Source organism: Enterobacter wuhouensis (assembly GCF_035835995.1).
GTDB lineage: Bacteria > Pseudomonadota > Gammaproteobacteria > Enterobacterales > Enterobacteriaceae > Enterobacter > Enterobacter wuhouensis.
On record NZ_CP142124.1, the window covers coordinates 3,124,359 to 3,149,501 of the forward strand.

Genomic DNA, 25,143 nt, shown 5'->3' on the forward strand with positions numbered 1-25,143 from the left:
CGCCTCAAACGTACTAGATTAAGTGCCTGTTGCCAGAGAAACGTTTCTCTGACTTTCCATGACGAGGAGCAGGCACATCATGTCGGCTATTGATGTTTTATCCGAAACCGAAGTGGAAGTGCGCGATGCGCTTCCCGACGATGCGCATGCTATCTCGGCCATCTACGCCTGGCATGTGCTTCACGGACGCGCCTCTTTCGAAGAAGTGCCCCCCACCGTTGACGAGATGCGCAAGCGCATAAAAAGCGTGATCGACGGCGGTATGCCGTGGCTGGTGGCGCTGTATCGCGGCATCGTTGTTGGCTACTGCTATGCCACGCCGTATCGTCCGCGACAGGCTTATCGCTATACGCTGGAAGAATCTATCTATGTGGATGCCAGCACTACGGGCCGCGGGTTTGGCTCAACGCTGCTGAATGCGCTGATTGAGCGCTGCGAACAGGGTCCGTGGCGGCAGATGATTGCGGTGGTCGGTGACGGTAACAATAACTCGGGTTCGCTGCGCCTGCACAAGAAGCACGGTTTTGAAGTCGTGGGTCAGCTGCGAAGCGTCGGGTACAAAAAAGGCGACTGGCGGGATACGTTGATAATGCAGCGCCCGCTCAACGACGGTGACTGGACGCTGCCGGAGTAAAACGCCGTGCGGTCTGGTGCCCTCACCCCGGCCCTCTCCCACGGGGAGAGGGCGAAAACATAAAAAACGGTAACCTGGGTTACCGTTTTGCATTTACCTAATCGTTCTGCGCCGTCGCCATCTGTTCCGCTTTTTGCTTTTTATACGTCAACGCTGCGGCCGGAACGGGCTGCACCTTCCCGGTCTCAATCCACGTACGCAGGCGGCTCGCATCCGCAAAGTGGGTGTATTTGCCAAAGGCATCCATCACCACCAGCGCCACCGGCTTACCGTTGAACACGGTGCGCATCACCAGGCAGTGCCCCGCCGCGTTGGTAAAACCGGTTTTGGTTAACTGAATATTCCAGTTCTCGCGATACACCAGATGGTTGGTATTGCGGAACGGCAGCGTGTACGGCGGATTAGAGAAGGTCGCCATGTCCTCACGCGTGGTGCTCAGCTGACCAATCAGCGGGTACTGTTTGCTGGCAATCAGCATCTTCGTCAGGTCGCGCGCCGTTGAGACGTTATGAATCGACAGCCCCGTCGGCTCAACGTAATGCGTGTTGGTCATCCCCAGCGATTTGGCTTTGGCGTTCATCGCCCGAATAAAGGCATCATAGCCGCCCGGATAATGGTGCGCCAGGCTCGCCGCCGCGCGGTTCTCGGAGGACATCAGCGCCAGCAGCAGCATATTCTTACGGCTGATTTCGCTGTTCAGACGCACGCGAGAGTAGATCCCTTTCATCTCCGGCGTGTGGCTAATATCGACCTTCAGCTTTTCATCCAGCGGCAGACGTGCATCAAGCACCACCATCGCGGTCATTAATTTGGTTATCGAGGCGATCGGACGCACCAGATCCGGATGGCTGGCGTAGATCACCTTATTGGTATTCAGATCGACAATCATCGCGCTGCCGGACGCAATCTGCGGCTGCGCAGCGGCGGTGGTCTCGGCGGGCGTTTTGGCCATCACGGGTGCGGCAGCGGATGCCCCCAGGATAAGCGCAAGGCTAAGTATTGAAACTCGGAATTTCAGCATGGTGAGACTTCTGATAATTATTCACGCACGTAATACGTACACCGCCTGCATCGACGGATAAACGCAGGCTGGCTTCGGCATCATAGCGGGCACCGTACGTTGTCGCCAGCGGAGAATCGTGAACAGATGCTGCATTGCTGGCATTTACGCCAGCAATGCAGTGAGCTTAGAACAGACGGTATCCATAACCCCAAAGAATAACCGTCAGCGCCAGTAGCGCCTCCAGGACCAGCACGCCGATGGCGAGCGTTGAGCTGGAGAAGCTCAGGCCCTCTTCTTTATTGATATTCAGGAAGGTGGGCACGCCCAGATACAGCAGATATCCGGTGTAAAAGAGCGCAACCGTACCGATCAGCGCGCACAGCCAGACCAGTGGATAGAGCGCGACAATACCGCTTAAAAACAGCGGGGTCGCGACATACCCGGCGAAAATCATACAGTGGGCGAGCGACGGGCGCTGCGGATAGTTACGCGCCATCCAGTAGATAACCCGCCCCATCACCGCCACCCCGGCGAGCATGACGCCGTAAAACAGAATGGCAAGGTATAAACCCGTAAACCAGGAGAGCTGAACCACGTTACCATCACCGAAGTTCCAGCCGATTTGTGTTGTACCGATGAATGCGCAGATCACCGGCACCGCCGCCATGAGCAGCACATGGTGCGTGTAGTGATGCGCGACCGTTTCGTTCTCGCTTCTGATTACGTGCATTTCACGATCGGGATGGGAGAAGAGTCCCCAGACATGGTTCATAGCGCCCCCTTGTTGTCGGCCCGTCAGCGATACCCTAAGTATAATGCAGGCTGTAGATTATTTTCTGTACAGTGGGAAATTTCCGTTGATTGCCGCGCGGTTGATTCATGGGGTATATGATTAACGGAGGCTTGCACAGGGAGAAAACAGAGACGTAATGGATATCAACGGACTTATTGAACAATATGGATACGCCGCGCTGGTGGTTGGCAGCGTGGCTGAGGGCGAAACGATCACGCTGCTGGGGGGCGTCGCGGCGCATCAGGGGCTGCTGAAATTCCCGCTGGTGGTGGCCGCCGTCGCGCTGGGCGGCATGATTGGCGATCAGCTGCTTTACTTTCTCGGGCTTCGCTTTGGGCCAACGCTGCTCAAGCGTTTCGCAAAGCATCAGAAGAAAATTAAGCGCGCGCAGCGGCTAATTCAGCGCCATCCCTATCTGTTCGTCATAGGCACCCGCTTTATGTACGGCTTTCGCATCATCGGGCCGATTCTGATCGGCGCCAGCCGTTTGCCGCCTAAAATCTTCCTGCCGCTGAATATTCTGGGCGCGATCGCCTGGGCGCTGATCTTTACGACCCTCGGCTACTTGGGCGGCGAGGTGATTGGTCCGTGGCTGCATAATCTCGATCAGCATATTAAGCACTGGGCGTGGCTGATTCTGGTGGTCGTGGCGGTGATTGGCGTGCGGCTGTGGATGCGGCATCGGGAGAAGAGGCGGGATGAGGAGTGAGTGCGGCCTGATGCCCCCTCACCCTAACCCTCTCCCCAAAGGGGAGAGGGGACTTTATACACCCTCGCCCCTTTGGGGTGAGGGGTAAAACACTTATCCCTCCGGCTTAAACTGCGGGTTCGCCAGCATAAATCCCCCGTCGACGATAAAGGATTGCCCGGTGGTGTAGCTGGCGTCGCTGTCGCATAGCCAGGCTACCAGGCTGGCAATCTCTTTGGTGTGGCCCGGCCTCGCCAGCGGGATTGACGGCATTGAGCCTTCTTTCACCTCGCTGTCGTCCATATCGTTCATCGGCGTGGCAATCGCGCCGGGCGCAACGGCGTTCACCAGGATCTTGTGCTTCACCAGCTCCAGCGCCATCGACTTCGTTAGCCCGCCGAGCGCATGCTTCGCCGCCGTGTAGGCGCTGGCGTCCGGGAGGGGCGTATGTTCATGTACCGAGGTGATGTTTACGATCCGGCCCCCTTCCCCCTGCTTCACCATCTGGCGGGCGGCAATTTGTGAACAGAGAAACGCCCCGTCGACGTCAACGGTAAAAATGCTCCGCCATTCGTCAAACGGCATATCGAGAAACGACGCTTTGGTCATCGCCCCCGCATTATTGACCAGCACGTCCAGCCTGCCAAAGCGCGCGATCAGCGTTTCGATAGCCTTCGCGCCGTCTGGCAGAGAGCTTAAATCAAGCTGAATAGCCTCCGCGCGCTGCCCTCGCGCTTCAACCTCGCGGCAGGTCTCCAGCGCGCCTTTCTCATCAGAATGCCAGGTTACGCCGATATCAAACCCGCGCTCGGCCAGCATCAGCGCCGTGGTTTTACCGATCCCGGAATCCGATGCGGTCACAATCGCGACTCGGTTCATACTTACCTCCTGCACATGGGCAAAGAGGTAAGTATAGATAATGACCGTTTTTAGCCATGATGGTAGCCGCCGCCCAGCGCGGACGTGAGCTGCAGCGTGGCGTCAACGTACTGCCCTTTCAGCGTCAGGGCGGCGATGCGTTCCCTGAGCGCGGGAATTTTAGCCTCACTCACGCGGGAACCGGCAATAATCCCGGCGCTATAGCGCGCCTGCGCCAGCGCAACCACGCGCGCGGCATCCTTTTCGACCTGCCGCTGCTGCTGATTTTTAGCGGTTAAGGTTTCCACTTCGCTGGCCGTGCGCGCCACCTGATTGACGGCATCCACCACCGCCTTGTTGTAATTCGCCACCGAAAGATTGCTTTGCGCCTGGGCGATATCCAGGTTCGCGTTTAGCCTGCCGCTGTCAAAAATCGGCAGCGTCAGCCCGGTGGTGACGCCCATTTGCTGCGCGGAGGATCGGAACAGATCGCTCAGGTGCAGGGCATCCTGCTGCAGGAACGCCATCAGGTTCACATCCGGGTAGAACGCCGCTTTGGCGGCCTCCACCTCGCTCATGGACGCTTCAATATACCAGTGCGCCTCCTGCAGATCGGGGCGGCGGGCCAGCAGTTCGTAGCCCAGCGTGGCCGGTAGTGCCGCTTCCGCAGTCGGTAACGCGTGGCGCGTAAGCGTCATGGAAGCGCTGTTGGTCAAGGCTTCCAGGCGGGCCTCAACGGCCTTCATTTTGCCTCTGACCTCAGCCAGCTGCTCTTCCGTTTTGCTGGCGTTGATATCCGTTTCGACGCCTTCTACGGAGGAGGTGATCCCGTGCTGATACAGCTCGCGATCGGCGCCAATAATGTTGTCCTGCTCGTGCTTAATCTGGGCGAGCACGTCCCCCACGGCAGCCTGGGTCTGCCATTCCCAGTAGAGTCGCGCGACGCTGCTGGCCAGCAGCTGGCGGGTTTGCTTCATCTCGGCGTTTTGCGCGTTAACCTTGCCGATTCGGGCTTCAACCTGCGCGCGATTTTTGCCCCACAGATCGAGATCCCAGCCCGCGGTCAGGCCGAATGTACCGTTGGTGTACCACGGCCCGGTGGTGCCCGCTGCCGGATCGGTAATCGCAAAGGGCCCCATCAGACCTTCAGCCGACATTTTCTGCCGCTCCGCATCGGCTGAAAAATCAACCTGCGGGCCGTCGGCCGCCATCGTCGCTCTTGCCTGCGCTTCGGCGAGCGTGATGCGCTGGCGGGCGATTTGCATATCCGGCGCATCGTTCAGCGCCTTAGCAATCAGCGAATTAAGCGCGGGATCGTTGTAGTCTTTCCACCACTCATTTTTCGGCCAGTCGGTATGGCGAAGCTGCGTATTCACCGCTGCCGCCGTGGTTTGCGCCGTAATGGGAGATACCGTGGCATGTTCAGGCGCACAGGCCGCCAGAATAAAAACGAGGGGAGCACTCAGAGATATAATAAAAGAACGTTTCATGACGCCATAAACTCAAAAAAATAAAGGCGCACGTTACGCCCGAAGCCGTTCCTTTTTTTAGTAACGCGTGGCAATCCGCAAATTGTCATACATTTTCATACCCGGAAAATTATTCCCAAAGATAATGAATAAATTCAATGCATTCATGTCAATTATAAATACGCTGCTACACTTATTCAGGACATACATGAGCAGGAGAAGGGAATGAAAATATTACTGTGGGTTATTTTGATTATATTTCTGATAGGGCTGTTGGTGGTGACCGGCGTATTCAAGATGATTTTCTGATTTATTTGCCCGGCTCCGCGCCGGGCACCGTTCCTTATCAGGCCTTCAGCGACGCCCCCTTCGTGGCAATCACCTCTTTATACCAGTGGAAGCTTTTCTTGCGGCTGCGTGCTAGCGTGCCTTTTCCGCTGTCGTCACGGTCTACATAAATAAAGCCGTAGCGCTTGGACAGCTCCGCTTTGGAGGCGCTGACCAGGTCGATCGGCCCCCAGCTGGTGTAGCCCATCACCTCCACGCCGTCGTCAATCGCCTCGCGCACCTGCACCAGGTGGTCGTTAAGGTAGCTGATGCGGTAATCATCCTGCACCACGCCGTCCGCGTCCGGTTTATCCTTCGCGCCCAGGCCGTTTTCGACGATAAACAGCGGCTTCTGATAGCGATCCCAGAGCACGTTCAGCAGGGTACGCAGGCCCACCGGGTCAATCTGCCAGCCCCACTCGGAGCTTGCCAGATGCGGGTTAGGCACCATGCTCAGGATGTTGCCCCGCGCCTGATGGTTCAGTTCTTCATCGGTGGTCACGCAGCCGGTCATGTAGTAGCTGAACGAGATAAAATCGACGGTGGATTTTAGCGCCTCGCGGTCGGCGTCGGTGATATCAACCTGAATTCCGTTATCGCGGAAGAAGCGCAGCATATAGCCCGGATAGGCTCCACGGCACTGCACGTCGCCAAAGAACTGCCAGGCGCGGTTCTCCTGCAAGGCCTCCAGCACGTCTTCTGGCTTACAGGTCAGCGGGTACATCAGGCCGCCCAGCAGCATGTTACCGATTCTGGCGTCCGGGATAATCTCGTGGCAGGCTTTTACCGCCAGCGCGCTGGCCACCAGCTGGTGGTGAATAGCCTGATACACCTCGCCCTTGCTGCTGGTTTCCGGCAGGCCAACGCCGGTCATCGGGGCGTGCAGCGACATGTTGATTTCGTTAAAGGTCAGCCACAGCTTCACCTTCTCCCGGTAGCGCGCAAACACGGTGCGGGCGTAGCGCTCAAAGAAGGTAATAGTCTGACGGCTGCCCCAGCCGCCGTACTGCTTCACCAGCCCCCACGGCATTTCGTAATGCGACAGCGTCACCAGCGGGGTGATGTTATGCGCGGCCAGCTCGTCAAACAGCTTATCGTAATACGCCAGGCCCGCCTCGTTTGGCGCCTGCTCGTCGCCGTTCGGGAAGATGCGCGTCCAGGCAATGGAGACGCGCAGGCAGCTAAAGCCCATCTCGGCGAAGAGCTTAATGTCCTCCGGGTAGCGATGATAGAAGTCGATGGCCACATCCTTGATGCCGCTGTCCCCCGCCACGCGCTCCACCACCGGGCCAAAGACCCCCTGCGGCTGAACGTCAGACGTGGACAGCCCTTTGCCATCCTCCAGATACGCGCCTTCTACCTGGTTCGCGGCAACCGCGCCGCCCCATAAAAAATCATCCGGGAAAGTTTTCATCACGTTCTCCTGTTATTGATGGCTTACGCTGAGCAGCGGTGCACCGGCGGTCACGGACGTTCCCGCCACGGTCGCTACCTCGCGATACTCGTCGCTGTTACTGATAATAATCGGGGTCGCCAGGTCGTATCCGGCATCGATAATCGCCTGACGGTCAAACTCCAGCAGCAGATCGCCCGGCTGCACCCTGTCGCCCACGTTGACATGGGCGGTAAACGGCCTGCCGTCCAGCTTCACGGTGTCAATTCCCACATGAATTAACACTTCAATTCCGCTGTTGCTGAGCAGGCCGATGGCGTGTTTGGTCTGGAACAGAGAGGCAACCTCACCGGCAAACGGCGCAATCACCCTGTTATCGGAGGGAATAATCGCCACGCCGTTGCCGAGCAGGCCGCTGGCGAAGGTGGTGTCCGGCACCTGGTCAAGCGCCAGCACGGTGCCGGTCATCGGGGAGAGCACGTCATTTTCGCCCACGGTCATCACTGCTTCCGGCTCGGCCTGCCCCGGCATCCCCGCCACCAGCGTCAGTCCGCAGCTCAGCACCAGCGCCACCACGGTGCCGATAATGCCGCCCCACAGCGTGGCGTCCACGCCGCCCGGCGGGATCATCTGGGCGATGGTAAAGATATTGGCAAAGCCGAAGGAGTAGACGTGGGTATCGCTGAAGCCGACAATCGCGCCGCCGACGGCCCCCGCCACGCAGCCGAAGATAAACGGACGGCGCAGCGGCAGGTTAACGCCGTAGACCGCCGGTTCGGTGATGCCGAAAATGCCCGCCGTCACGGACGACCCGGCCAGCATTTTCTGACGCGCGTCGCGGGTGCGCAGGAAGATCCCCAGCGCCGCGCCGACCTGGCCAAATACCGCGGGAAGCAGCATCGGCAGCATCGTGTCGTGGCCCAGCACCGCCAGATTGTTGATCATCAGCGGCACCAGCCCCCAGTGCAGGCCGAAGATCACGCACACCTGCCACAGCGCACCCATCGCCGCCCCCGCCAGCCACGGCGCCAGGACGTAAATCCACTGGTAGCCGTTGGCCAGCAGCTGGCTGAGCCAGGTCGCCAGCGGGCCAATCACCAGGAAGGTCAGGGGCACGGTCACGCCTAAGCAGATCAGCGGCGCGAAGAAGTTTTTCATTGAGGACGGCAGCAGCCTGGTGCTCTGCTTTTCCAGCCAGCAGCTTACCCACGCGGCGAGAATGATCGGGATCACCGAGGAGCTGTAGTTGAACCAGGTCACCGGTATGCCGAGAAACGCCTCGGAAACCGCCCCCGGCTGCTGGCTGGCATTAAAGGCGGCAATCATCATCGGGTGGGTGAGCGCCCCGCCGATCACCATGGTAATAAACGGGTTGCCGCCAAATTTTTTCCCGGCGGTATAGCCCAGCACCAGCGGGAAGAAGAAGAACAGCGCGTCGCTGGCGGCAAACCAGATTTTATAGGTGCCGCTTTCAGGGGTGAGCCAGCCGCAGACCACCGCCAGCGCCAGGAGGCCTTTCAGAATACCGGAGGCCGCCAGAATGCCGATAAACGGGGTGAAAATCCCTGACACGATGTCGATCAGGCGGCCCAGCATGTTTCCCTTTTCCCCTTTGTCTTCAACAGCCGGCGCGTCGTCGGTAAGCCCGGCTTCGCTGCGCACCGCCTGCCAGACGTCGTGAACGTGGTTGCCAATTACCACCTGGAACTGGCCGCCGCTCTCGACCACCATAATCACGCCCGGGTTTTTCTTCAGCCCTTCGGCATCCGCTTTCTGGTTCTCTTTCAGTTTAAAGCGAAGCCGGGTCGCGCAGTGCACGAGGCTAACAATGTTCTCTTTTCCGCCAACGTGGCCGAGAATATCCTTCGCTAACGCCTGGTATTCCATCTCGATTTCCTTACATCCGATGCCCGCAGGCACCTGTTGACTGAGTCTAAAAATAAAAAAACCCGAGGGCGTCCTTCTTGCGAAGGCCGCGCTCAGGTTTTGCCTGCGTTATGCAGTAACAATCCAGATTTGAGGCTTAACGCCCCTCTTTTCTCACCCGTTCAATATGAATGGCGAGGAACATAATTTCTTCGGTTGTCAGCTCGCGCTGGTAGCTTTTGTTCAGGTGCTGCGCGATTTTCTCGGCGCACTTCCACGCCTTCGCGTAGTTGTCTTTTACCGCCGTATGCAGCGAGACATCGTCATCTTCAACCACGGTGCGGGTCAGCATCCGCTGGGCAAAAAACTTCAGGTGCGTGACAAAACGCTGATAGCTGAGCGACTCTTCGTCGTACTCCAGCTGCAGCTGATACTTCACCAGCTGCAGGATCTCCTGCATCACCCGCGTCACGTGCATCACTTCCGGCATTTCGCTGTTCAGCTGCGCGGTGACCAGATGCAGCGCGATAAACCCCGCTTCGTCCTCGGCCAGCTCGACGTTCAGGCGTTTGGCGATAATGGCCCTCGCCTCCTGCCCCAGCTCGAACTCCTTCGGATAGAGACGCTTGATATCCCACAGCAGCACGTTCCTGATCGCCAGCCCGTTCTTCTGCCGCTCAATCGCAAAGTAGCAGTGATCGGTCAGGGTGATATACAAACTCTCCTGCAGCTTGCCCAGCCGCTGCGCCGCCAGCCCAATGATGCGGTCGCAGGTGGTCATCACCTCCAGCGGGATCTGGCTCAGCAGCTCTCCCAGTCGACGCACCAGCTCGTCGCTTTGCAGCGCGAACACCTTTTCAATCAGCGCGGCGTCCAGCGCGTCATTCACGCGCTTCTGAAAGGCCAGCCCGCGGCCCATCACCACCTGTTCACGCCCGCGCTCATCCAGAACAACCACCACATTATTATTAAGAATTTTGGCGATTTTCATCGGAACTCCAGAAACAAAAAAACCTGACCTCCGGCAGAAGCCAGAAAATCAGGTTTTGCCTGCCGAAGCAGTAACAATCCAGTTCTGGCACTCTAACAGTTTCATTCGTAGCCTCAATGCGTCACGAGTAAAAAACGTGACGCAGATCGTACTTGCTAGAAGGTCACGACGGTTTTCAGCTCCGTGACCCAGGCATCCTGGGTGCGCGATACGCCGCCTGGATGGTGCCAGTACTGAATGCCCGGCTGCAGCTCCAGCCACGACACCGGACGGAAGCGATAGTAAAACTCGCCGTTGAGGGAGTGGCCCGGCACCGGGTGATACGCCGGATCGTTATAGTCCGACACGCCGCTCAGGCTGTTCATATAGCGCTGGCTGCGGGCGTACTGGCTGCTCATATCAATCCAGGTCAGCCCGAAGCCAATCCAGTCTTCCGGGCGGGCGTCAAACAGCCCGCGATAGCGCAGCGAGGCGGCGTATACCTGGTGCATATAGTTGCTGCGCTGATCCGCAAGGCTCATGCTGAAAGAGGTGCTCAGTCCGCGGTTCGGGTCGTCCGCGTGCTGCGTGAGCTGCTGGTTCAGCCCGGCGTACATAAACCAGGTCCGGTTATGCTTCTCGAAACCGTCCGGATCGCTCGCCCCGGCGCCGCCGGATTTCCCGCGGTAGAGATCGGCCTGCGGCGCGTTGGTGAACACCACGCCAAGGTTGTACGCCCCCGGCAGGCCGTTGATCAGCGGCCGCGCTTCGATTTCGACCGGGAGTAAGACCCCTTTACTGCCCTTTGTCGACCAGCTCCAGGCATGGTTACGGCTGGAGGCATCCGGGTTTTGCTCCATCACGCCGCCTTTTAAGGTGACGGTCGGCGTGACCTTATAAGCCAGCGTGGTGCCCCAGGTGTGAACGTTCCAGTTATTCCAGGTCAGCGAGTTGGCCGATTTCCCGCCGCACTGGGTGAGCAGCTGAAAGTCACAGGGGATAATCTGGTCGAAGGTCTGCACCTTGTTCATCATCCCGATGCGCCAGGTAAGGCGGCGGTCGTCAAAGCTGCGGGCAAACGTCAGCCAGCCCAGGCGGGTAATGGACTGTCCGCCCCAGCTCTCCTGGGTCAGGTCGTTGAAGTTCACGCGCGGGTCCTGCACGCGTTTGGTGGTCAGATCGTCATTGTGGTTACGGTTGACGATGTTCCCTTCGATACGCGCATCCGGGATGCCCGTCCAGCGCTCCAGATCCTGGTTGAAGGTCAGCGCGAACTGATCGATATAGGCCACGTGGGAGTCGTGGTTGTAACCGCCTCCGCCGTTCCAGCCAATTTCATTCAGGTAACCGAGATTGTAGGTAAAACCGTTATCGTTAAGGATTTGACGAATGCCGAGCATCTCGCCAAAAATGGGGGCCGGCGGAGCTTCAAAACCTAATACCGTTCCGTTCCAGTCCTGCGCCGCTGAAAGCGGGGAAATCGTCAATAGCGCGAGTGCGTAGAGTTTATTTTTATATGCCATTTTAGCAACCTGTGACTGAGTATTTAGTGCGTAACCGGTCGCAGGAAATTTTTCTATTTCCTGTCGTGTTGTCTTTATTAGTTCGAGCGAAAAACGTTAGGCCAAACTTATCTCCTGCGTAAATGACAGGCAAAAAAAAACCTAAGTGCTCCACAGCGGCTAATGCTGTGAAACGCTTAGGTTTTGCCTGTTAGCCAGTAACAATCCTGCGTTAAAACAGTGGCACCTTAACACCGTTGTGCCACCTTGAAAACCTGCATCGTTTTCTATTTTAAAAAAGTGTGAGCAAATTAACGCTTATTATTTTGACTGGATCACCCGCGCAATATCCGCAGAGGTTTGCAGCGTGCGGATCTCCTGGAATAATTCCAGCGCCTCGCTATATTCTTTGCGTAAATAACTGAGCCACTGCTTAATACGTGCGACGTGATATAACCCGGTATCGCCCTGTTTTTCCAGACGGCTGTATTTTTGCAGCAGCGTGACCACGTCGGCCCACGGCATACGCGGTTCATTATATTTCACTACCCGGCTGAGGTTCGGCACGTTCAGCGCACCGCGGCCGATCATTACCGCATCGCAGCCCGTCTCTTTCAGGCAGGCCTGCGCGCTGGCGTAGTCCCAGATTTCACCGTTGGCGATAACCGGAATGGTGAGCCGTTTGCGGATCTCACCGATCGCCTGCCAGTTAATGCGCTCGGCTTTGTAGCCATCTTCTTTGGTACGCCCGTGCACCACCAGCTCGGTGGCACCGGCCTGCTGCACCGCATCGGCAATTTCAAACTGCCGCGCGTCGCTGTCCCAGCCCAGACGCACTTTGACCGTTACCGGCAGGTGCGACGGCACGGCCTCACGCATCGCCTTCGCGCCGCGATAAATGAGTTCAGGATCTTTCAGCAGCGTCGCCCCGCCCCCGCTACCGTTCACCATTTTCGACGGGCAGCCGCAGTTGAGATCGACCCCGTAAGAGCCCAGCTCAACCGCGCGGGCGGCGTTTTCCGCCAGCCATTCAGGGTACTGGCCCAGCAGCTGGACGCGCACCAGCGTGCCGGAGGAGGTTCGGCTCTGGTTATGCAGCTCCGGGCAGAGCCTGTAAAAGGATTTTACCGGCAACAGCATATCGACCACGCGCAAAAACTCCGTCACGCAGAGATCGTAGTCGTTCACCTCGGTCAGAAGCTCGCGCACGAGTGAGTCGAGCACGCCTTCCATTGGGGCCAGTAAAACACGCATAGCAGTACCTGTGAAAAAAGACGCGCTATAGTATCTGCTCCGTATGGTTGAGGAAAGCACGGCGTTCCATTCAGGAATGTCTGGTATGCTCAAAATTCATGATGTGATCCGTGGCACATTTCCGGGTTTAATTGTATGATGAATACGTTTCATCAAGGACTTTCACCATGAGCAAATCACTGAACACCGTCTGGCAATATCTGCGCGCATTCGTCCTGATTTACGCCTGCCTGTACGCCGGGATCTTTATCGCGTCGCTGCTGCCGATCGTCATTCCGGGCAGTATTATCGGCATGCTGATCCTGTTCGTCCTTCTGGCGCTGCAGGTGCTGCCCGCGAAGTGGGTTAATCCCGGCTGCTTCGTCCTCATCCGCTATATGGCGCTGCTGTTCGTGCCCATCGGCGTGGGGGTCATGCAGTATTACGATGTGCTTAAAGCGCAGTTCGGCCCGATTGTCGTCTCCTGCGCGGTCAGTACGCTGGTGGTGTTCCTGGTGGTGAGCTGGAGTTCGCATATCGTGCATGGCGAACGTAAAGTCGTCGGGGAGAAAACAAAAAAATGATGGCTAATATCTGGTGGTCGCTGCCGTTAACCCTGGTGGTATTCTTTGCCGCACGCAGGCTCGCTATCCGTTTTAAGATGCCGTTGCTCAACCCGCTGCTGGTGGCGATGGTGGTCATTATTCCTTTCCTGCTCCTCACCGGCATTCCCTACGAGCGCTACTTTGCCGGGAGCAAAATTTTAAACGATCTGCTGCAGCCTGCCGTGGTGGCGCTGGCGTTTCCTTTATATGAACAGCTGCACCAGATCCGCGCCCGCTGGAAGTCCATCATCACCATTTGCTTTATCGGCAGCCTGGTGGCGATGGTCACCGGAACCTCGGTGGCGCTGCTGATGGGCGCGTCGCCGCAAATTGCGGCCTCTATCCTGCCGAAGTCCGTTACTACGCCGATTGCAATGGCCGTGGGCGGCAGCATCGGCGGTATTCCCGCGATCAGCGCTATGTGCGTGATTTTCGTCGGTATCCTGGGCGCGGTGTTTGGCCATACCCTGCTGAATCTGATGAAAATTCGCACCAAAGCCGCCCGCGGTCTGGCAATGGGAACGGCATCCCACGCGCTCGGCACCGCGCGCTGCGCCGAAGTGGATTATCAGGAAGGGGCGTTTAGCTCGCTGGCGCTGGTGATCTGCGGGATTATCACCTCCCTGATTGCGCCGTTTGTGTTCCCGATAATTCTGGCGGTAATGGGCTAAAATTTGCGATGCGTCGCGCAAATTTCATTTTGTTTTCATAAGTTGCATACATAATGAGAAGTGGATCACATATAAAGCCCTAACGGCTCCGTACACTACCGATCCATTAACCTTCATGAGGCACACGCCATGCATCCACGTTTTCAAACTGCTTTCGCCCAGCTCGCAGAGAATTTGCAATCAGCCCTGGCTCCGGTTCTGGCGGATGCGCATTTCCCCGCCCTGCTGACGGCGGAGCAGGTCACGACGCTGAAACAGGCAACGGGACTGGACGAAGACGCGCTGGCATTCGCACTCCTGCCGCTGGCCGCCGCCTGCGCCCGGGCAGATCTTTCCCACTTTAACGTCGGTGCCATTGCACGCGGCGTAAGCGGAACCTGGTACTTCGGCGGAAATATGGAGTTCCTCGGTGCGACCATGCAGCAAACCGTTCACGCCGAGCAGAGCGCCATCAGCCACGCCTGGCTGCGCGGTGAAAAAGCGCTGAGCGCGATTACCGTTAACTACACCCCGTGCGGCCACTGCCGCCAGTTTATGAACGAGCTGAACAGCGGGCTGCAGCTGCGCATCAACCTGCCGGGCCGCGCGCCGCATACGCTGGGCGACTATCTGCCGGACGCCTTCGGCCCGAAAGATCTCGAGATCAAAACGCTGCTGATGGACGAACAGGATCACGGTTTCGCCCTGTCCGGCGATGATCTGAGCCAGGCCGCCATCACCGCCGCCAACAAGAGCCACACGCCGTACAGCAAATCGCCGAGCGGCGTTGCGCTGCAGTGCCGCGACGGTCGTATCTTCACCGGCAGCTATGCGGAGAACGCCGCGTTCAACCCGACGCTGCCGCCGCTGCAGGGCGCACTCAACCTGTTGAGCCTGAACGGCTACGACTATCCTGACATTCAGCGCGCGATTCTGGCAGAAATTGCCGATGCACCGCTGATCCAGTGGGACGCCACCGCCGCGACGCTGAAAGCGCTGGGCTGCACCACAATCGACCGCGTGCTGCTTGCCTGAACCTTCCGGCGGGCAGAAATGCCCGCCCGTTTGCTGAAAAAGCCCTCAGTTGATTCACCGTTTCTTGCGCTAACCAGGCGGGTACAGTAGCCTGAGTAAACTTTCATCCACGAACGAGCCATCTGCATGTTAAAGCGCGTGTTTTACAGCCTGTCTGTCCTGATCGGCATACTGCTGTTGATCGTGCTGGGCCTCGACCGCTGGATGAGCTGGAAAACGGCCCCCTACATTTTTGATGACCTCCAGGATCTGCCCTATCGCCAGGTTGGCGTGGTGCTTGGCACCGCCAAGTATTACCGCACCGGCGTCATCAATCAGTATTACCGCTACCGCATTCAGGGCGCGCTGAACGCCTATAACAGCGGCAAGGTGAATTACCTGCTGCTGAGCGGCGATAACGCGCTGCAGAGCTATAACGAACCGGTGACCATGCGCAAGGACCTGATTGCGGCTGGCGTCGATCCCGCCGATATCGTGCTCGACTACGCCGGATTCCGCACGCTCGACTCCATCGTTCGCACCCGTAAAGTGTTCGACACCAACGATTTCATCATTATCACCCAGCGCTTCCACTGCGAGCGCGCGCTGTTTATCGCCCTGCACATGGGCATTCAGGCGCAGTGCTACGCCGTGCCGTCGCCGAAAGATATGCTGAGCGTGCGCGTGCGCGAGTTTGGCGCCCGCTTCGGCGCGCTGGCCGACCTGTATCTTTTCAAGCGCGAACCGCGTTTTTTAGGCCCGCTGGTGCCAATCCCAACGATGCATGAAGTGCCGGAAGATGCGCAAGGTTATCCGGCGGTGACGCCGGAGCAGCTGCTGGAGATACAGAAGAAGAAGTAGAACTGACTGCTCCGGTGCCCTGTAGGTCGGGTAAGGCGAAGCCGCCACCCGACTGTGGACGCCACCGGACAAAAAAAGGCCCGCTTCGTAAGCGGGCCTTTTCATTCTTAATGCACTTACTTCTTACGCGCGTACTTCAGTGAGTCCAGGGCAACCGCGAAGATGATGATGGCGCCCTTGATGATGTACTGCCAGTACGGGTTCACGCCGATGTAGGTCAGACCGTAGTTGATCACGGTGAAGATGATCACACCGGTTACCACGCCGAGCACGGTACCCACCCCGCCGCTGAAGGAGACGCCGCCCACCACGCAGGCCGCAATCGCATCCAGTTCGTACATAAAGCCGAGGTTGTTGGTCGCTGAGCCGATTCGGCCCGCTTCCAGCATCCCGCCGAAGGCGTAGAACACGCCGGACAGCGCATAAATCATCAGCAGGTTCAGGGCAACGTTAACGCCGGACACTTTCGCCGCTTCCGGGTTACCGCCGATTGCGAAGATGTTTTTACCGAAGCGCGTTTTGTTCCACAGCACCCAGACGAAGGCCACGGCGATCAGCGCATAGAAGGTGATATACGACAGGCGGAAGCTGCCCATCGCGATAAACCCTTGCGTGAACGTCGAGAAGCCGCTGTCAAAGCCCGAAATGGGGGACGCGCCCACGAAGTCGTAGTACAGGGAGTTGATACCGTAAACGATGATCATCGTACCCAGCGTGGTGATGAATGGCGTCACGTTCAGGTACGCGATGATGATGCCGTTAATCAGGCCGATGACCGCGCCGATGGCGCAGACGATCAGAATCACCACGAAAATCGGCATGGTTGCCATTTCCGGGAACACCTTGTTGGCGTTTTCCATCGACTGCAGCATGGTTGCCGCGATAACCGCCGCCAGCCCCACCTGACGACCAGCGGAAAGGTCGGTGCCCTGGGTAACAATCAGACCCGCTACCCCCAGCGCAATAATAATACGCACGGAAGACTGGGTAAGAATATTACTCAAGTTCAGCAGGCTTAAGAACGTAGGGTCCTGGAAAATAATAATGGCCAGCAATACTAAAAGAACAACGTAAATACCGCCTTCTTTCAGATAAGTGAGAAAACTTTTCTTATTCAACGCACTCATGAGGAGCCCCTGATCTTAAAGGTGCAAAGACGCAAGACGCAAAATTTCGTTTTGCGTAGTCGTTTTGGTGTCAACAATACCGGCAACGAGCCCATTGCTCATCACCAGAATACGATCTGTGATCCCTAACAATTCCGGCATTTCGGAAGAAATAATAATGATCCCTTTATTCTTTTTCGCCAGCTCGGCAATCAGCTGGTAAATCTCAAATTTTGCACCCACGTCGATCCCACGGGTTGGTTCATCCAGCATTAAAATTTCCGGCTGGGTTAACAACCAGCGGCCGATAATGACCTTTTGCTGGTTACCGCCCGAGAGCGATCCAATCTGAGTACGGTGGCCCGGCGTTTTTACGCGCATGGAGTCGATAACCCACTGGGTATCACTCTTCATGCGGGAATTATCCAGCAGGCCGATTTTGCTCTTATAGTTACGGATATTTGAGATTAACGAGTTAAAGTTAATATCCAGATACGCATAAATACCGGTTGAGCGGCGCTCTTCCGTCACCAGCGCAAAACCGTGGTTTATGGCTTCGTTGGCGTTGTGGTTATTAATTTTCTTCCCGTGCAGCGTAATAGTACCGCCCGATTTTTCCCGGATACCAAACAGGGTTTCCACGATATCGGTACGTTTGGCCCCCACCAGCCCGGCAATCCCCAGGATTTCGCCTTTGTGCAGGTCGAAGGAGACGTCGCGAATGGACGGCTGACGCAGGGAGGTCAGATTGCGCACTTCCAGAATCACTTCGCCCGGCTTGTTTTCACGGTCGGGGAAGCGCTGGTTCAGGGAGCGGCCAACCATCATGGCGATGATCTTGTCCATGTCCAGCCCTTCCAGCGGCTGGGTGGCAATCCACTGGCCGTCGCGCAGGATGGTGATTTCATCGCACAGCTGGAAAATCTCTTCCATCTTATGCGAGATATAGACAATACCGCAGCCTCGGTCTTTGAGTTTGCGAATAATGGTAAAGAGGTGGTTAACCTCTTTTTCCGTTAATGAGGATGTCGGTTCATCCATGATGACGATTTTCGCGTCATAGGAGAACGCTTTTGCAATTTCGATCATCTGCATCTGGGATACGGATAATGTTCCCACGCGGGCGCGCGGATCGATATCAATATCCAGCTCGTCGAATATCGCTTTGGTGTCGCGATACATTTTGTCCTGATCGACAAAGACGCCTTTGGTTGGATAACGCCCCAACCACATATTATCCATTACCGAACGTTGCAGTACCAGGTTTAATTCCTGGTGAACCATCGAGATACCGTTTTCCAGTGCTTCTTTCGCTGAATGGAAATCGATCTCTTTCCCCTGAAATAGAATGCTGCCAGAATCTTTTTGATAGATCCCAAAAAGACATTTTAATAATGTTGATTTACCCGCACCGTTCTCCCCCATCAGGGCGTGAATAGAGTGAGGACGCACTTTTAAATTAACATTATCGAGTGCCTTAACTCCGGGAAAAGACTTGTTGACGCCTGTCATTTCCAACAAGTATTCACCGGACGACTGAGTAGTTGTGCTGACCATAATTATACCTTGTTGGCCTCGCATATCGCGTTATAAAAGGGCGCAACGAATTGCGCCCAGTGAAGACAAAACAAAGATCTTATTTACCGATAAACTCAGCCAGGTTGGACTGGTCTACGCCCACGTATGGCACGCGAACGATTTTGTTTTCAATTTTCCAGCTGGTGCCGTCAGCAGCACCTTTACCGTCGGCCAGGTTTTTCGCCAGGTCGAAGGTGGCTTTCGCCTGGTTGTTAGCATCGTTCAGAACGGTACCGGCCATTGCGCCAGACTTCACCAGCGCCAGGGCTTCCGGCAGGGCATCCACGCCGAAGACAGGAATGGACGATTTGTTGTGCGCTTTCAGCGCTTCTACTGCACCCATTGCCATCGCATCGTTGTTGGCGATAACCACTTCGATTTTGTTCGCGTTCGGGCCGGACAGCCACGCGTCCATCTTGTCTTTCGCCTGAGCGGTATCCCACATTGCGGTATCTAACGCCAGCTGCTGGGTTTTCAGACCCTTGTCGTTCAGCTCTTTAATCACGTAGGTGGTACGTGCTTCGGCATCCGGGTGGCCCGGTTCGCCTTTCAGCAGAACGAACTGAATCTGACCGTCTTTGTTCAGGTCCCAGTTCGGGTTCGCCGCCCAGTGCTTAGCAATCAGGTCGCCCTGGATAATGCCGGATTCTTTGGAATCAGTACCTACGTAGAACGCTTTGTCATAGCTATCCAGCGCTTTACGGGAAGGTTCTTTGTTGAAGAAGACGATAGGTACGTTCTGGCCACGCGCTTTCTCAATGACGGTGCCTGCTGCAGCCGGGTCAACCAGGTTGATGGCCAGTGCTTTTACGCCTTTCGCCAGCAGAACGTCGATTTGGTCGTTCTGTTTGGACTGATCGTTCTGGGAATCATTCATCAGCAGCTGAACGTCCGGCGCTGATTTACCGTCTTTCTCGATTGCTTTACGCACAACGGACATGAAGTTGTCGTCGTATTTATAGATTGTCACGCCAATACGGGTATCCGCAGCGTGCGCTGCTGCACCAAAAAGCATGCTTGCCATTACAGCAGACAGAGTCAACACCTTCTTATTCATGGTATCTCCGGTTTTTTTTATGCAGGGTAGTTCTTGTGAATTAACGGTCGGCGGGCAGGTGTTAATAAAACGTTACTGATCGCCGAAGTTCACTTATAAAATTTCTATCTTCCGTGTTCGGTAACGCTCCAGAAATGCGTTTTATTCGTCGTTTGCGGCACTTTGACTATAGTGAAAGTGAATAATCACCGTTACATAGCGTTTCAGCCCCTAAAACGCTGACATCATAGTCAGCGCCTTGTTAAGATACTGTGAATTTACTCACAGATTGAAAACGGTTACATCACGCAGTGTAATCAGTTAGTGATCGGAACCACAGTTTGCCGCCCCGATACTGAATGGCGACGCACTAAAGTCGGCATGAAACAGTGAGTTGCATCAGGATCTAACAGCCCCGCCGCCCCCTGTAGCGCCAGCTCTGTCGCCAGTTTTGCCATGGAGGCTATCGGGTAACGCACCGTGGTGAGCTGCGGGTCGGTGTAACGGGCAATGGGGATATCGTCGAAGCCAATCAGCGATAAATGCTGCGGCACCGCAATGCCGTTGTCTTTCAACGCCGTCAGCGCTCCCGCGGCCATGCTGTCGTTGTACGCAAATACGGCAGAGAGCTGCAGGTTGCGCCCCAGCAGCTCGACCATTGCCGCCTCTCCCCCCTGCATATCCGGCGAACCGGTTCCCACCCAGCTCTCAGGCGGCACGATGCCGTGCTCTTTCAGCGCGTTTTGCCACCCTTCCCGACGCATTTCGTCGTCTTCAATACGGTGGCTGGAGGCAAGATAACCGATGCGCTGATGGCCGTTGTTGATGAGCATCCGGGTCGCCATCATCGCGCCGCTGACGTTATCCAGCCCAACGCAGCGGTGCGCATAGCCCGGCACAATCCGGTTGATAAGCACCATGCCGGGGATCTGCTCCATAAATCCGGAAAGCTCTTCATCGCTGAGTGCTTTTGAGTGGACGATCAGGGCGTTACAGCGCTGGCGAATCAGCACCTCGATGGCGTGACGCTCTTTTTCAGCCTCGTGATAGCTATTGCCGATCAGCACGTATTTATGATGCTGCTGGGCAACGACGTCCACGGCTTTGACCAGCGCGCCGAAGAAGGCATCAGATACATCCATCACCACCACGCCGATGGTGTCGCTGACCTGCGTCGCCAGCGCCTGCGCATTGGCGTTTGGCCGGTATCCCAGCTGGGTCACGGCTTTCATTACGGTTTCACGGGTTTCAGGGCTAACCAGCGCGCTGCTGTTCAGCACGCGAGAAACGGTCGCCACGGAAACGCCCGCCAGACGGGCGACGTCACGAATGGTGATCATATTCACCATCCTTCAAAGGATTGCAGCAGCTCACAGACACCCCCTGTGTTTAGCAAGGTGGCTATTCTGGCAGCGAGAGAGAGGGGACTACGTGAAGAAGCTCACACAGATGAAAACGCTTACATCCGTTTTGTTAATGATTGTGATCCAGATCGTTATCTGGATGTTTTACTCAATGATACACCCGAAGCAAGTGCGGTTAATTGTCGCCACATCCACTCCAGCGGGCCCTGACGGAAGAATCGCAGCCAGATAACGGAAAACATCACGTTAACAATCCAGACCGGGACAACAAACGCCTGCAGCGTCAGGCGGTCGAACTTCATAAACAGGCCAAATCGATAGAAAAGCGTGGTGCAGATCAGCGTCTGCATAATGTAGTTGCTTAACGCCATGCGGCCAACGCAGGCCACCGCGCTGACGATCCACAGGCGCGACAGCTGCGGCCAGAAGCCATAGATCAGCGCCGCGTAGCCGATAGTCTGGAAAGGCGCGCTTAGCTCGCGCGGTACCTGCAGCAGAAACGCGCACCAGCGGTAATCCCACTGAAGGTGCCACTGCGCAACCACCGCCGGAAGATTAATCAGCACGCCCAGCAGCACCAGCCCTGCCCCGGTGCGGCGGTAGTGGCGCAGGCTGAATTCGCCCTTCAGCCAGCCGGTGCGCATCAGCGACGCGCCCATCAGCATCATTCCCGCCAGCTGCCAGCCGTACTGCGCGCCCAGCGCGAGGAGATTATCGCCCAGCATATCCGCGCGATTGCTGATGGCTTCCGTACCGCCTTTCAGCTTCCAGAACTGCTCGTACTGCAGGTTGGCCGCATCGGGTATCCACGAACGGTTCGTCGACTCACCGGAGATCATCCCCAGCAGCAGCAGTACGGCCAGCCCCATGACGTACAGCATCACCCCGGTATTAAACAGACTTTTCACGCCGGGCGCATCGCGGATAAGCCGCCAGCAGATCAGCCCGACTAAACCATAGGCCAGCAGAATATCGCCGTCCCAGAAGAGTAAACCGTGAATAAAACCGAGGATGACCAGCAGCGTTAGCCGCGACTGGATCCAGCGCGTGCCGCGCTTGAGTAACAGCTGAAGCCCTGCGCCAAAGAGTAGCGCAAAGAGGGTGAGGAATTTTACCTGCGCAAAGAGATCGAGGATCGCCCACGTCCAGGCATCGCTGCGGGTGATATCGCCATACCAGGCGGGATTAAGGTACGCCGCCTTCGGCAGGCCGAAGGCGCTGATGTTCAACAGCAGGATACCGAGGATCGCGACGCCGCGGACAAAATCGAGCGTGACGTTTCGCTCCATGGTCCCTGCCCTGTCTGATTAGTTGTGGTGACGCACGGCGCGCAGGAACTCCTGGCGGGTGTTCTGGCTCGACTTAAACAGTCCGCCCAGAGAGGTGGTGGTGGTCGCGCTGGTCGCGTCGCGTACGCCGCGGGCCTTCACGCAGTAGTGAACCGCGTCGATAGAAACCGCCACGTTATTGGTGCCCAGCAGGGTTTGCAGCGCGGTCAGGATCTGCTGCGTCAGACGCTCCTGCACCTGCGGACGCTGGGAGAAGAACTGCACGATGCGGTTGATTTTGGAGAGACCAATCACCGTGTCTTTCGGAATATACGCCACCGTAGCCTTACCATCGATAGTCACGAAGTGATGCTCGCAGGTGCTGGTCAGCGTGATATCGCGCACCGTTACCATTTCATCGACCTTCATCTTGTTTTCGATGACGGTGATTTTCGGGAAGTTCGCGTAATCGAGGCCAGAGAAGATCTCATCGACGTACATTTTTGCGATGCGGTGCGGCGTCTCCATCAGGCTGTCATCGCTCAGATCGAGATTCAGCAGTTGCATGATCTCGGTCATATGCCCGGAAATCAGACGCTTACGGGTTTCATTATCCAGCTCCTGAACCGGTGGACGCAGCGGCGTTTCGAGACCGCGCGCAACCAGGGCTTCATGGACCAGGGCAGCTTCTTTACTGAGTGATGGCATTCTTTTCTCCTGCAGGTGTGGCGTCTTTTGCCCTAGTTGTGGCAAAAGTGTGCGCTCATTGTGCGTGAGGCGGCGCACATAATCCAGTATTCACGACGATAATTATTGCAATTGCCGCTGCCTTTCGGCCTGGCGGTTCCAGACTAACGCCCCGCCGACAAACAGCGCGATGCCGGCCAGCCCCAGCGCGGGCTCCAGCTGATGGGTAAGCCAGGTTGACAGCGCAGAGGTAACGGGGCCAACCAGCTGGCCAATGGCGTAACCCGTGGTGAGCAGTCCCGCCATATAGCGCGTGTGGTTTGGCGCCAGCTCGCGACCGTATAAAAGAGAGAGCTGCACGGCACATAAGAAGCCGCCGCCCACCAGCAATCCGCCGATAAGCAAGCCGCCAACGCCCGGCAGCAGCCAGGCGGCGAGCACGCCAACGGCCTGTAGCCAGAGCACGATCGCCAGCCTGCGGTTAGAGGTAGAGGCGTGGCGCAGCGCGATACTCAGCGCAATGCCCAGAACGGACGCAGCGCCAAAAATCGGCCAGACAAACTGGGCGAACAGGCTGCCGGGAAAACGCGCCGCCGCCATCTGCGATAAAAAGGTTGCCGGAAGGATATAGCCAAACCCCGCCAGGCTGTAGCTCCAGACCAGGCGCTTTAAATCCGTCGTCAGCACCAGCGGTTCCGGCGCGGTTCCCGGTCGATGCAGCTGGCCTGAACGCGGCAAGTATCGCGCGACCAGCACAACCAGCACCAGCGCCAGCACGCCGTAGATTTGCCATGCCGCTCCGGCAGAGAGCGACCTGGCCTGAATGTAGACGGCAAGCAGCCCGCTGAGGCCGATACCTGCCCCCGGCCCGGCAAACACGGCGGCGCTGAGTCCAGGTTTACCCAGCTGCCCCAGCCGTTCGTTGGTCCAGGCGGCAATCAGCACCATTGACCACCCGCTCATGCAGCCAATCACAAAGCGCAGCAATCCGTGTATGACCGCATTGTCAGCAGCCGCCGAGAGCAGCGTCAGCGCTACGGCGCCAAAGATACCCAGCCAGAGGCGTGTTTCCACAAAACGGTGAGCGCGCATGGCATCCCACGCCCCCACCAGATAGCCCAGGTAGTTCATCGCCGCCACCAGACCCGCGCTGGTAAGCGTGAGTTGCCCGGCGGCAATCATCAGCGGCACCTGAGGCGTAAAGGCAAAGCGCCCTATCCCCATTGCCACCACCAGAACCACAAATCCGCTGAGCGCGATACGCAGCGCCATGACCGCTCCAAATGTTAAAGAAAAGTAAATTTATGATGCAGCATCTGACCGCAAGGGGGAAGTGAAAGTTACTCACAGGTCAATGAAAACTCTGTATTATGGATTGTGTGAATACCAATTCGTATAAAGGAGCCCTGCATGGAACTGCTCGAAGAGCACCGTTGTTTTGAAGGTCGACAGCAGCGCTGGCGGCACGACTCTACCGTTCTGAACTGTGCCATGACGTTCAGCATTTTTCTGCCGCCGACGGACAATCCGCCGGTTCTGTTCTGGCTTTCCGGCCTGACCTGTAACGACGAAAACTTCACCACCAAAGCGGGCGCGCAGCGTGTTGCGGCCGAGCTGGGCATTGCGCTGGTTATGCCCGACACCAGCCCGCGCGGCGATGATGTGGCCGACGATGCCGGGTACGATTTAGGTAAAGGCGCCGGTTTCTATCTGAATGCCACCGAGCAGCCGTGGGCGAGCCACTACCGCATGTATGACTATATTCGCGACGAGCTGCCTGCGCTGGTTCACTCTGAATTCGCGGTGAGCGACCGCTGCGCCATTAGCGGGCACTCTATGGGCGGACATGGCGCGTTAATCATGGCGCTGAAAAACCCAGGGAAATACGTCAGCGTGTCGGCTTTTGCGCCGATCGTGAACCCTTCTCAGGTGCCGTGGGGACAGAAAGCGTTTACGCACTATCTTGGAAATGATGAGCAAACGTGGCAGGAATGGGACAGCTGTGCCCTGATGCTGGCAAGCCATGCCGGGAATGCGATCCCGATGCTTATCGATCAGGGCGATGCGGATCAGTTTCTCGCCGGGCAGCTACAGCCCGCGGTGTTTGCCGAAGCCGCGCGCCAGAAGGACTGGCCGCTGACGCTGCGCATTCAGCCGGGATACGACCACAGCTATTACTTTATGGCGTCCTTTATTGAGGATCATCTCCGCTTCCATGCGGAGCATTTGTTCGGGTAA

Annotated in this window: 23 protein-coding genes and 1 pseudogene; 8 read left to right on the forward strand and 16 right to left on the reverse strand. The window is 57.0% G+C overall.

Annotated features, from left to right (window positions below):
• The first annotated feature begins 79 nt into the window (after positions 1 to 79).
• Positions 80 to 634, forward strand: a complete 555-nt coding sequence (locus tag VPX56_RS14955; protein WP_326467353.1) for a GNAT family N-acetyltransferase — start codon at positions 80 to 82, stop codon at positions 632 to 634.
• A 97-nt stretch (positions 635 to 731) separates the two neighbouring features.
• Here VPX56_RS14955 and pbpG read toward each other — a convergent pair whose 3' ends face one another.
• Entirely contained in the window at positions 732 to 1,655 is a 924-nt protein-coding gene (pbpG, locus tag VPX56_RS14960; RefSeq protein ID WP_326467355.1) for a D-alanyl-D-alanine endopeptidase, read from the reverse strand.
• Positions 1,656 to 1,821: 166 nt separating this feature from the next.
• Positions 1,822 to 2,409, reverse strand: a complete 588-nt coding sequence (locus VPX56_RS14965) for a Yip1 family protein (RefSeq protein WP_131634992.1) — start codon at positions 2,407 to 2,409, stop codon at positions 1,822 to 1,824.
• A 157-nt stretch (positions 2,410 to 2,566) separates the two neighbouring features.
• Here VPX56_RS14965 and VPX56_RS14970 point away from each other — a divergent pair, with 157 nt between their 5' ends.
• Positions 2,567 to 3,139, forward strand: coding sequence for a DedA family protein (locus tag VPX56_RS14970; RefSeq protein WP_326467357.1), 573 nt, complete (start codon positions 2,567 to 2,569; stop codon positions 3,137 to 3,139).
• A 93-nt stretch (positions 3,140 to 3,232) separates the two neighbouring features.
• Here VPX56_RS14970 and VPX56_RS14975 read toward each other — a convergent pair whose 3' ends face one another.
• Both VPX56_RS14975 and mdtQ read right to left on the reverse strand, forming a co-directional pair.
• Entirely contained in the window at positions 3,233 to 3,997 is a 765-nt protein-coding gene (locus VPX56_RS14975) for an SDR family oxidoreductase (protein ID WP_326467359.1), read from the reverse strand.
• A 50-nt stretch (positions 3,998 to 4,047) separates the two neighbouring features.
• Complete coding sequence (gene mdtQ / locus VPX56_RS14980; RefSeq protein ID WP_326467360.1) at positions 4,048 to 5,466, reverse strand: multidrug resistance outer membrane protein MdtQ; 1,419 nt, start codon at positions 5,464 to 5,466, stop codon at positions 4,048 to 4,050.
• Between the two features lie 204 nt (positions 5,467 to 5,670).
• Between mdtQ and yohP the strand changes: the two genes are divergently transcribed.
• Positions 5,671 to 5,754: a small membrane protein YohP gene (yohP, locus tag VPX56_RS23085; RefSeq protein WP_015572324.1), complete on the forward strand. Its 84-nt coding sequence runs from the start codon at positions 5,671 to 5,673 to the stop codon at positions 5,752 to 5,754.
• A gap of 37 nt (positions 5,755 to 5,791) precedes the next feature.
• Here the strand turns inward: yohP and VPX56_RS14985 are convergent, their stop codons facing one another.
• The 5 genes and pseudogenes from VPX56_RS14985 to dusC all read right to left on the reverse strand — a co-directional run bounded on the left by VPX56_RS14985 (position 5,792) and on the right by dusC (position 12,757).
• Positions 5,792 to 7,186, reverse strand: coding sequence for a glycoside hydrolase family 1 protein (locus tag VPX56_RS14985; RefSeq protein WP_131634988.1), 1,395 nt, complete (start codon positions 7,184 to 7,186; stop codon positions 5,792 to 5,794).
• Positions 7,187 to 7,198: 12 nt separating this feature from the next.
• Positions 7,199 to 9,164, reverse strand: a pseudogene (gene bglF / locus VPX56_RS14990) (PTS beta-glucoside transporter subunit IIABC).
• Between the two features lie 24 nt (positions 9,165 to 9,188).
• Positions 9,189 to 10,022: a transcriptional antiterminator BglG gene (bglG, locus tag VPX56_RS14995; RefSeq protein WP_326467362.1), complete on the reverse strand. Its 834-nt coding sequence runs from the start codon at positions 10,020 to 10,022 to the stop codon at positions 9,189 to 9,191.
• A gap of 155 nt (positions 10,023 to 10,177) precedes the next feature.
• Positions 10,178 to 11,524 carry a carbohydrate porin gene (locus VPX56_RS15000; RefSeq protein ID WP_326467364.1) on the reverse strand — a complete coding sequence of 449 codons (1,347 nt, stop codon included), beginning with the start codon at positions 11,522 to 11,524 and terminating at the stop codon, positions 10,178 to 10,180.
• A gap of 300 nt (positions 11,525 to 11,824) precedes the next feature.
• A complete protein-coding gene (gene dusC / locus VPX56_RS15005) occupies positions 11,825 to 12,757 on the reverse strand; it encodes a tRNA dihydrouridine(16) synthase DusC (protein WP_131634984.1) in 933 nt (310 codons plus the stop codon).
• Positions 12,758 to 12,924: 167 nt separating this feature from the next.
• On the opposite strand from dusC, the gene VPX56_RS15010 reads away from it, so the two are divergent.
• From VPX56_RS15010 to sanA, 4 genes are all read left to right on the forward strand, one after another.
• The gene (locus VPX56_RS15010; protein WP_119937011.1) at positions 12,925 to 13,320 is read left to right on the forward strand and encodes a CidA/LrgA family protein; all 396 of its coding nucleotides are present in this window, start codon (positions 12,925 to 12,927) and stop codon (positions 13,318 to 13,320) included.
• Positions 13,317 to 14,012 carry a CidB/LrgB family autolysis modulator gene (locus tag VPX56_RS15015; protein WP_263609881.1) on the forward strand — a complete coding sequence of 232 codons (696 nt, stop codon included), beginning with the start codon at positions 13,317 to 13,319 and terminating at the stop codon, positions 14,010 to 14,012. Before VPX56_RS15010 ends, VPX56_RS15015 begins: the two co-directional genes overlap by 4 nt.
• A gap of 129 nt (positions 14,013 to 14,141) precedes the next feature.
• A complete protein-coding gene (gene cdd, locus VPX56_RS15020) occupies positions 14,142 to 15,026 on the forward strand; it encodes a cytidine deaminase (protein ID WP_131634982.1) in 885 nt (294 codons plus the stop codon).
• A gap of 126 nt (positions 15,027 to 15,152) precedes the next feature.
• Entirely contained in the window at positions 15,153 to 15,866 is a 714-nt protein-coding gene (sanA, locus tag VPX56_RS15025) for an outer membrane permeability protein SanA (protein ID WP_263609880.1), read from the forward strand.
• A gap of 116 nt (positions 15,867 to 15,982) precedes the next feature.
• On the opposite strand, the gene mglC is transcribed toward sanA, so the two are convergent.
• From mglC to VPX56_RS15060, 7 genes are all read right to left on the reverse strand, one after another.
• Positions 15,983 to 16,993, reverse strand: a complete 1,011-nt coding sequence (gene mglC, locus VPX56_RS15030) for a galactose/methyl galactoside ABC transporter permease MglC (RefSeq protein ID WP_119937015.1) — start codon at positions 16,991 to 16,993, stop codon at positions 15,983 to 15,985.
• Between the two features lie 15 nt (positions 16,994 to 17,008).
• Positions 17,009 to 18,529 (reverse strand): galactose/methyl galactoside ABC transporter ATP-binding protein MglA, encoded by a 1,521-nt coding sequence (mglA, locus tag VPX56_RS15035; protein ID WP_131634979.1) that lies wholly within the window; start codon positions 18,527 to 18,529, stop codon positions 17,009 to 17,011.
• A 79-nt stretch (positions 18,530 to 18,608) separates the two neighbouring features.
• Positions 18,609 to 19,607 (reverse strand): galactose/glucose ABC transporter substrate-binding protein MglB, encoded by a 999-nt coding sequence (mglB, locus tag VPX56_RS15040; RefSeq protein ID WP_119937017.1) that lies wholly within the window; start codon positions 19,605 to 19,607, stop codon positions 18,609 to 18,611.
• Between the two features lie 296 nt (positions 19,608 to 19,903).
• Entirely contained in the window at positions 19,904 to 20,926 is a 1,023-nt protein-coding gene (gene galS / locus VPX56_RS15045; protein WP_131634978.1) for an HTH-type transcriptional regulator GalS, read from the reverse strand.
• Between the two features lie 155 nt (positions 20,927 to 21,081).
• Positions 21,082 to 22,239 carry a DUF418 domain-containing protein YeiB gene (yeiB, locus tag VPX56_RS15050; protein WP_326467373.1) on the reverse strand — a complete coding sequence of 386 codons (1,158 nt, stop codon included), beginning with the start codon at positions 22,237 to 22,239 and terminating at the stop codon, positions 21,082 to 21,084.
• An 18-nt stretch (positions 22,240 to 22,257) separates the two neighbouring features.
• The gene (gene folE, locus VPX56_RS15055; RefSeq protein WP_131634976.1) at positions 22,258 to 22,926 is read right to left on the reverse strand and encodes a GTP cyclohydrolase I FolE; all 669 of its coding nucleotides are present in this window, start codon (positions 22,924 to 22,926) and stop codon (positions 22,258 to 22,260) included.
• A gap of 102 nt (positions 22,927 to 23,028) precedes the next feature.
• The gene (locus VPX56_RS15060) at positions 23,029 to 24,177 is read right to left on the reverse strand and encodes a YbfB/YjiJ family MFS transporter (protein ID WP_326467376.1); all 1,149 of its coding nucleotides are present in this window, start codon (positions 24,175 to 24,177) and stop codon (positions 23,029 to 23,031) included.
• A gap of 138 nt (positions 24,178 to 24,315) precedes the next feature.
• Here VPX56_RS15060 and fghA point away from each other — a divergent pair, with 138 nt between their 5' ends.
• Positions 24,316 to 25,143, forward strand: a complete 828-nt coding sequence (fghA, locus tag VPX56_RS15065) for an S-formylglutathione hydrolase (protein ID WP_131634974.1) — start codon at positions 24,316 to 24,318, stop codon at positions 25,141 to 25,143.